The organism is Salibacter sp. (assembly GCF_031581065.1).
GTDB lineage: Bacteria > Bacteroidota > Bacteroidia > Flavobacteriales_G > Salibacteraceae > Salibacter.
The window spans coordinates 1-607 of the sequence record NZ_JAVLBN010000108.1 but is presented as its reverse complement, the minus strand read 5'-3'; the positions used below and the strand labels follow the sequence as shown (position 1 = coordinate 607).

Genomic DNA, 607 nt, shown 5'->3' with positions numbered 1-607 from the left:
GTGTTCTTTGTTTCCTTGCCGGTCAGGCAGGTTTGTGGTGAAAAAATAAAGGCTAAAAAACTCCCAAACTTGGTGATCGCCGACCTCGCAGATAGTTCAACCTGAAATTTTAGCAACAGACCAAGCCAATTAAACAATGCCAAGATCTACCAGGCTCATTTCCATATATGAATTTTGATTATTTACCAAGATCAGGTAAATTTAAATAAAATCATTCAATATGAAAAACACATCAATATCACTAGGAAATTATTTTGACGAATTCGTCAATGGTCAGGTTGAATCCGGTAGATATAAAAATGTAAGCGAGGTCGTTAGAGCCGGTCTTAGACTTTTAGAAAATGAAGAAAGTAAAGCGATTACTTTAAAAAATGCTATCCAGGAAGGAATTGACAGTGGAATTGCAGATGATTTTGATGCAGACAAACATCTAAAAGAGTTAAAAGCTCAATATAAAAAAGATGGCTGAATACGTGGTCACAAAAAAGGCAGTTCATGATCTGTCTGAAATATAGGAATATACAGTTGAAACATGGTCAGAACAACAAGTAGACAAATGATGAACTATGCTGATTGACATAAACCTGATATTAACTTAATTAACTCA

At 34.6% G+C, this 607-nt stretch carries 1 protein-coding gene; it reads left to right on the top strand.

Going from position 1 to position 607, the window contains the following annotated elements; all coding sequences use genetic code 11:
* Positions 1-220 precede the first annotated feature (220 nt).
* Positions 221-469 (top strand): type II toxin-antitoxin system ParD family antitoxin, encoded by a 249-nt coding sequence (locus tag RI557_RS11695; RefSeq protein ID WP_310669158.1) that lies wholly within the window; start codon positions 221-223, stop codon positions 467-469.
* Positions 470-607 lie beyond the last annotated feature (138 nt).